At 24.9% G+C, this 8,260-nt stretch carries 7 protein-coding genes; all 7 read right to left on the bottom strand.

Translation table 11 applies throughout. The features are described 5' to 3' along the window. Positions 1 to 137: 137 nt before the first annotated feature. Genes glf through gmd form a run of 7 tightly spaced genes read right to left on the bottom strand, consistent with a single transcriptional unit; the run spans position 138 to position 8,098 of the window. Positions 138 to 1,256 carry a UDP-galactopyranose mutase gene (gene glf, locus HMPREF0202_RS02420; RefSeq protein ID WP_023051795.1) on the bottom strand — a complete coding sequence of 373 codons (1,119 nt, stop codon included), beginning with the start codon at positions 1,254 to 1,256 and terminating at the stop codon, positions 138 to 140. Positions 1,257 to 1,258: 2 nt separating this feature from the next. Further along, entirely contained in the window at positions 1,259 to 2,704 is a 1,446-nt protein-coding gene (locus HMPREF0202_RS02415) for a flippase (protein ID WP_023051794.1), read from the bottom strand. Beyond that, positions 2,701 to 3,660, bottom strand: coding sequence for a glycosyltransferase (locus HMPREF0202_RS02410; protein ID WP_023051793.1), 960 nt, complete (start codon positions 3,658 to 3,660; stop codon positions 2,701 to 2,703). Before HMPREF0202_RS02410 ends, HMPREF0202_RS02415 begins: the two co-directional genes overlap by 4 nt. Positions 3,661 to 3,683: 23 nt before the next feature. Next, positions 3,684 to 4,928, bottom strand: a complete 1,245-nt coding sequence (locus tag HMPREF0202_RS02405) for a glycosyltransferase (RefSeq protein WP_023051792.1) — start codon at positions 4,926 to 4,928, stop codon at positions 3,684 to 3,686. Beyond that, positions 4,921 to 6,066 carry a glycosyltransferase gene (locus tag HMPREF0202_RS02400; RefSeq protein WP_023051791.1) on the bottom strand — a complete coding sequence of 382 codons (1,146 nt, stop codon included), beginning with the start codon at positions 6,064 to 6,066 and terminating at the stop codon, positions 4,921 to 4,923. The genes HMPREF0202_RS02405 and HMPREF0202_RS02400 overlap by 8 nt, the downstream gene beginning before the upstream one ends. Further along, positions 6,063 to 7,001, bottom strand: coding sequence for a GDP-L-fucose synthase (gene fcl, locus HMPREF0202_RS02395; RefSeq protein ID WP_023051790.1), 939 nt, complete (start codon positions 6,999 to 7,001; stop codon positions 6,063 to 6,065). The genes HMPREF0202_RS02400 and fcl overlap by 4 nt, the downstream gene beginning before the upstream one ends. Positions 7,002 to 7,009: 8 nt before the next feature. Continuing rightward, on the bottom strand, positions 7,010 to 8,098 hold the full coding sequence (gmd, locus tag HMPREF0202_RS02390) for a GDP-mannose 4,6-dehydratase (RefSeq protein ID WP_023051789.1): 1,089 nt from the start codon (positions 8,096 to 8,098) through the stop codon (positions 7,010 to 7,012). Between the last annotated feature and the right edge of the window lie 162 nt (positions 8,099 to 8,260).

The following is an 8,260-nucleotide window of genomic DNA, read 5'->3' as shown; positions in this document are numbered from 1 at the left end:
AAAATTCCAAAATAAAACTTGAAAATTTTACTAGATTTACATATAAGCATATTAAGTCTTAGATTTTACTTCTATTTCCAATAAATTATATTATATAAGCTAAAATCATCAAAATACCTAAATCATCTTTATAATAATCAATATTTTGATCCTTCATCTAATTCTTCTTTTATAATATCAAAAGCTGCTTCTATAACTTGATGCATATCATAATACTTATAATCTCCTAATCTTCCACCAAAAATTATATTCGTTTCTTTAGCTGCTAACTTTTTATATTTTTCAAAAAGTTCATTATTTTTATTATTATTAACTGGATAATATGGTTCATCATTTATTTTCCAATCAGATGGATATTCTTTTGTTATAATTGTTTTCTCTTGAGTTCCATATTCAAAATGTTTATGCTCTATTACTCTAGTATAAGGAATTTCTCTTTCTGTATAATTTACAACTGCTACACCTTGATAATTTTCACATTCTAAAATTTCATGTTCAAATTTAAGTGATCTATACTCTAAAGTTCCCAGTTCATAATTATAGAACTCATCTATCATCCCTGTAAAAACTATTTTCTCAGCTAAATCAGTTAACTTATCTCTATTTTTAAAGAAATCTGTTGATAGATTTACATCTATTCCTTCTAACATCTTTTCTATAATAATATTATATCCACCTTCTGGTATTCCTTGATACTTGTCATTGAAGTAGTTATTGTCATATGTAAATCTTACAGGTAGTCTTTTTATTATAAAACTTGGGAGTTCTGTTGCATTCCTTCCCCATTGCTTCTCTGTATATCCTTTAATTAACTTCGTATATATATCTATTCCAACAAGAGAAATTGCTTGCTCTTCTAGATTTTTAGGCTCTTCTATTCCTAACTCTTTCTTTTGTTCTTCTATCTTTGCCTTAGCTTCTTCTGGAGTAACTACTCCCCAAAGTTTATTAAATGTATTCATATTAAATGGTAAATTATAAATCTCCCCCTTATAATTTGCTATTGGAGAATTTGTATATCTATTAAACTCTACAAAAGAGTTTACATAATCCCAAATTTTTTTATTACTTGTATGAAATATATGAGCACCATACTGATGAACATTTATCCCTTCTATTTTTTTACAATATATATTTCCACCTATATGGTTCCTTTTATCCACTACTAAACATTTTTTTCCTCTTTTATTAGCTTCATAAGCAAAAGTTGATCCAAATAGTCCAGCTCCTACTATTAAATAATCATATTTTTTCATTTCTATCCCCTTTTCAAAATTTTATTGAAAATTTCATATATAAATTTATCTTTTAAAATTATTAAAACTATTAAATACGAACTACTCCCTATCAATATTTTAAATAATAAAGATAAATAAATATTATCTACATAATATTTATCAAAAATTATAATAATTATTCCCATAAAAATTGTAGCTATAATAGTTTTAAAAAATTCAAAATCATATTTTATAAATCTTAAATATTTATATCCTAAAAGTATTTGAACTAGTAATACTAATCCTTCTGCTACTGTTGTTGAAATTGCAGCACCATCTTGAGCATACTTTGGTATTAGAATCCAATTTAAACTAAAGTTTATAATAGCTCCAATTATCACAGAAATTAATACTTTTTTTTCTTCGCCTCTTGGATAAAGAATTTGAATACCAATAAAATTAGACAACGCTATAAATATTATTATTGGTGTTAAATATTTCATAGTATTAACTGCATCTATAAATCCTTCTCCTGAAAAAATTAAAATAATTTCCTTTGAAGTTAAATATAATCCTAAACAACAAGGTAATGAAAGCAAAGTTATAAATTTAAAAGATTTATCTAAAAGACTTTTCAACTCTACTTCCATCTCATTATGGATATAATTTGATATTCTTGGCAACATAACAGCTCCTAAAGAGGTAACTATCCCTAAAACTAATTTTACCATTTTTATTCCTGATGAATATAATCCAATTGAAATATCTGTTGATTTATACCCTAGCATAACATTATCTAAATTTGTATATATACTTATCGCTATATTCATACTAAATATTGTTATTATGGGCTTTATATGTCTTTTCATTTCTAAATTTTTAAAAGATAATTTTATAAAAGTTTTTAATTTAAAAAAGTTAAATATATTTGATCCAACTGATGAAAATACCATTATTGCTCCATAAATAATATAATCTTCTTTTGTTTTAACCAAACTAAAAATTAAAATTAAAGACATAGCTCTAAATATTATACTTCTTATCGTTATATATCTATATTCTTCCATCCCCTGATAAAACCACTCAATGCCTATAAAGGTTAAAAAAATATTCAAACTCATTATCTCTAAAAGTGTTCTTTCTTTTCCTAAATATCCTAAATATAAAAATATAAAATATAATATACTAATAACTATCGTTGTTATAAAATTTAACAAAAAAATCTCTGAAGTTACCTTTTCAAGCTTTTTACTATTATCCCGAACCATTGCAATTTCTCTTATTCCATAAAGAGGGATTCCCAAACTTGCAAACATTAGAAAATATGCAGAAATAGAATTAGTAAATGTTACTTTCCCAATCCCATCTGGATTTAATATTCTTGAAACATATGGAAATGTTATTATCGGAAATAATATATTTGTTATAATTCTAAGTATGTTAAATATAAAATTATATTTTATATTTGGAGTTTTTCTTATTTTCATTTAACATACCTAGCATGCTCTAATAAATTACCTTTTATACCATGATAATAAGCTTTATAAAATAATCCCAAATCTTTTAACTTCATTTTTTTTTGTATAGTAAAAAAATAAGTATATTCTATAATTTTTTTCATTAATTTAATTTTATAATTTTTTTCATATTTTTTTAAGGTGTATGCTTCATTTCTATATTTACAATATTTTCTCAAATCCCCTTCTGGATACACTATACTTTTATTTCCAAAAATATTTTTTTCTAATATCATTCTATCTTTAGGATGATAATGTTTTGCACTAATTATTGTTATAGGATTAAATCCATTGTGTTTAGCTCTTAAATGATATTCTGACTCATCTCCCCATATAAATAGTTCTTTTTGAGGAACTCCTATTTTTTTTATCATCTTTTTTGAATATAATATTCCATTAAAAGGACAAGCAAATCCTTCTAAGATTTTCTTATTTTTAGGTATATCCTCTATTGTTTGAATATTATCTAATTTAAATGCTAACTCTGAATTATTTTCTATATTCAAAACTAAAGGTGCTAAATAATCCGATAGCTCCTTATTCAATATTAAGTTTTCTAAACAATTTAAACTAGGACATCCATCATCATCCATTACCCAAATATAATCTGCTTTATTTTCATAAGCTTTAGACATTCCTAAGTTAAATCCTCCTGCTCCTCCCAAGTTTTTTTGTAATCTTAAATAATTAACTTTTATATTATTTATTATTGTGAAATATGAACAATATTCTTTTGATTCTATTATTTTTAATATTTCTATTTTGTTTTCCTGACAAAAAAATTCAAAAGTATTATCTTTAGAAGCGTTATCTACTATGTATAGCGAGCTTAATTTAAATGTTTGGCTTAATAATGCCTCAATACATTTCTGCAAATCTTTTTTTCTATTATAGGTTACTATCACTGCAGCTATATTTATTTTCATTGTATAACCTCCTTTTCTTTTAATTAAATATTATTATAAATTTTCAAATATTCTCTTATTACTTTTTGATTTGAATATTTATTTTTTATTTCTTTCGCTACTTCTTCTCTTTCTAAATTTAAACTATTCTCTAAAATTTTATTCATTTTATTTACAAAAATTTCAATATTTCTTTGAGGTACAACCTCTCCCATTTGTTCTGTTATAATCATTTCTTCTATTCCTCCAGTTTGAAAAGAGCATACGGGTGTTCCCGAAGCTAAAGATTCCATAACCATATTTGGCAAATTATCTTCTAAAGAAGGATACAATAACATATCTATTGCTGAATAAAATAAATTTAGACTATAATTATCTTTTAATGTTCCTAAATATGTTACTTTTATTCCCGCTAGTTCTTGAATATCTAATTTTTTTCCACCTAAAATTAAAATTTCATAATTATTTTTTTTTTCTTTTTTATCTCTAAAAAATTTATTTAAAATCAATTCTAAATATTCATAACCCTTATACTTTGCACTTGAAAAATCTAAAGCTCCAAATCCAAGTATTATTTTATCCGAGTTTATATTCAAAATTTTTCTAGCTATACCTCTATCAATTGGTTTAAATATTTCAAAATCTAAAGTATTACCTATTGTTATTATTTTATTTTTTGACAACACCTTGCTTTTTTTGGCTTCCATTTCTAGCCAATAACTTGGAGTTACTACTATTCCATTAAAATTTTTAAAAATTTTTTCTTTTCTTTTAAAATTATAATAGCTAACATCTCTATATTTTTTGCTTTTTAGTTGTTCACAAGTATGACAATAATTTTCAAATTTTTTACATCCTAATTTTACGTGACATCCTCCTGTAAAAAACCAACTATCATGCATTGTTATAACTATTTTTTTTTCTAATTGTTGTAATTTTTCTAAAAATTTAGTTCCTATAAACCCACCATTTATCCAATGAAGATGAATTATATCTGCTGTTAATAATTCATTATTTTTTATAAAATTAGAAATTGAATAATTAGAGATTGAAAAAGGAGTTTCAGTTTGTTTTAATTGTATTTTTTCTAAAAAATTAATAAGATATTTTATTAAAATTTTTGTTTTTTTATCTAAATAATTTTTTACAAAATTATATGAAGTTTTGTTATCTAAGGTTAATATTATAGAATTTAATCCCTCTTTTCTTTCCGCTTCTACTAATCTAGTCACTGCAGACTGATTACTAGCTCCAGTTGTTAAATGTATTATACTTATCTTTTTATTCATTTATAATTTCTCCAATTATATTTTTTAAATTTTTAGTAAAATTATTAATAGTAAAATTTTCTCTTGCATACTTATAAACTTTTTCATGATTTTTTTTTAAATCGTTTATGTTTTTTAAAGATAATTTTAATATTTCTTGTTGTAAGTATTCTATTTTATAATCTTTTAAGTAATGTGCATTTTCTCCTAATTTACTAAATCCTGTCTCTTCACATACAATAGGAATTAAAGAATGGAGCATTCCTGTTAATACTGATGTAGCACAGCCTTCAGAACACGATGGAAGAATTATATAACTACACACATCTACTAATTCTAAAAATTTATCTCCTTGAATATCTATTCTTCCATAATTTATTATATTTTTTAATTTAGGTATTTTTAAATACTTTTCTTCAGGATTAAATCCACATATATGTAAAGTTATCTCAGGATTTTTTTTGAAAATTTCAATTAATAAATCTAGCCCTTTGTGAACTGCTCCATTAGATCCTAACCATAAAAAATTCTTTTTACTCTCTTCTAGACTTCTAGTTTTAAAAATATATTTTTGATTTAAAAAACCCGTTGGAAATACATCATAAATTGGTATATTATATCTTTCAAAAGGAGTTATTTCACCCATTATTATTGCATAATCAACATTTCTAAAATGCTCTTCTTTGTAATAAATACCAGTTCTTCTTAGCGGTATTTTTTTTCCTGTTCTTTCATAAAAATATTTATTTCTTTCTGTTTCTTTTTTTAAAGATAATTCTGGATGATTTTCTGTTACATATATTATTTTTTTTGCAGTTGGATTTAATTTTGCTATTTCATAAAAAACTTCTCCAAATCCAAAAATTATATCATATTTTTCACAAGTAAAAAATTTTAAACTTTCATCTGAATTACAATCAACAATATCTATAATACATCCTAATTCTTTAAAAATATTTATAATCTGAATCGATTCTAATAAATTAGTATGCCCTATTGTGTCATTCAAATTTGCAGTTGAAAAATAACCAATATATGAAATTAAAACTCTCTTTTGATTTTTAGTTAAATCTAAATTTATATTTTTTACAAATGGAGTTCTTACTTTTCCAACCAAATATTTTTTTACTACTTTTTTTATAATTGATTTTAAAGTCATTTTTTTATATCCTCATTATTTAAAAACCACTCGTAAACTCTTTTTATTCCATCTTTTAATTCAACTTTATACCTAAAACCTGTTAAATTTAATCTTGTTACATCTAGAAGTTTTCTTGGAGTTCCATCTGGTTTTGATAAATCATTGACTATTTTACCTTCATATCCAACTATCTCTTTAATTAAGTTAGCTAACTCTCCAATCTCTATATCCTCTCCTATTCCGAGGTTTACATGTATTTCATCAGAATAATTCAACATTAAATGAATTAAAGAATCTGCTAAATCATCTACATACATGAACTCTCTTCTTGGTTTTCCAGTTCCCCACATAATTACTTCTTTAGAGTTATTTATTTTAGCTTCATGAAACTTTCTAATAAGTGCTGGCATAACGTGAGAAGTTTCCAAATTAAAGTTATCATTTATTCCATATAAATTCGTTGGCATTGCTGATATAAAATTACATCCATATTGTCTTCTATAAAATTTACATAATTCTATTCCAGTTATCTTCGCTATTGCATAAGCTTCATTTGTTTCTTCTAAAGAACCAGTTAATAAATACTCTTCTTTTATTGGTTGATGCGAAAATTTAGGATATATACAAGAACTTCCTAAAAATAAAAGTTTTTTTACACTATTTTTGTAAGAAGAATTTATGATATTTGCTTCTATCATCAAATTATCATATATAAACTCCGCTGGATAACTATTATTTGCATGAATTCCACCAACTTTTGCTGCTGCTAAGAATACATATTCTGGTTTTTCCTCTTTAAAAAATTTTTCAACATCAGCTTGATTTCTTAAATCAAGCTCTGCTGAAGTTCTGTATATAATATTTGTATATCCATTTTCTTCTAATCTTCTCACTATTGCTGATCCTACCATCCCTTTATGACCAGCTATATATATTTTAGAATTTTTTTTCATTTTTCCACCTATCTCTTTACTAGCATTCTAGCATTGTGTTCTTTTTCTACAAACTCAAGATCATGTTTTACCATACTTCTTACTAAATTCTCAAATGATGTTTTTCTTGGATTCCATCCTAAAACTGTTCTTGCTTTTGCTGGGTCTCCTAAAAGAGTTTCAACCTCTGAAGGTCTAAAGTATTGAGGATCAACTTCTATTAAGCACTCTCCTGTTACTTTATCGTATCCTTTCTCATCTACTCCAATTCCTCTCCAATCTAACTCAATTCCAATCTCTTTAAATGCATAATTACAGAACTCCCTTACTGAATACTGTTCTCCTGTTGCAATAACAAAATCTTCTGGAGTATCGTGTTGAAGTATCATCCACATACACTCTACGTAATCCTTTGCATGTCCCCAATCTCTTAGCGCATCAAGATTTCCTAGATATAATCTCTTTTGATATCCTTTTGCGATTCTTGCTGCTGCTAAAGTTATCTTTCTAGTTACAAAAGTTTCTCCTCTTCTTTCTGATTCATGATTAAAAAGAATTCCATTTACAGCAAACATTCCGTACGCTTCTCTATAGTTTTTTGTTATCCAAAATCCATATTGTTTTGCTACTGCATAAGGTGATGTTGGATAAAATGGTGTCGTTTCTTTTTGAGGAACTTCTTGTACTTTTCCAAATAATTCAGATGTTGAAGCTTGATATATCTTACAAGTTTTTTCCATCCCTAAAAATCTTACCGCTTCTAAAACTCTTAAAGTTCCTACTGCATCTGCATCTGCTGTATATTCAGGAACTTCAAAAGATACTTTAACATGTGATTGAGCTGCTAAGTTATATATCTCTGTTGGTTGAATTTCTTTTATTATTCTTGTTAAACTCATAGAATCTGTCATATCTCCATAGTGCAACTTTATTTTTCTATCTTTATGCATATCTTCTATCAATTCGTCAATATATAAATGTTCTATTCTTTGTGTATTAAAAGATGATGCTCTTCTTATTATTCCATGTACATCATATCCTTTTTCTAAAAGAAATTCAGCTAAATATGAACCATCTTGTCCCGTTATTCCTGTTATTAACGCTATTTTTTTTTTCATTTTTATTCTCCTTTAAATTTTTTTAAAAAATTAAATGGTAAAAACCATAAATATATAAAATATAATTCTCCAAAAATATATTGTGATGAAAAAGCTATTACTAAAATTAAAGTAAATATAATTGAATCTAAGTTTATCTTATAATATAAATATTTAAAAAAT

It is taken from the genome of Cetobacterium somerae ATCC BAA-474, from assembly GCF_000479045.1.
GTDB classification, from domain to species: Bacteria; Fusobacteriota; Fusobacteriia; order Fusobacteriales; family Fusobacteriaceae; genus Cetobacterium_A; species Cetobacterium_A somerae.
This window is presented reverse-complemented; position numbering and strand designations above follow the sequence as displayed.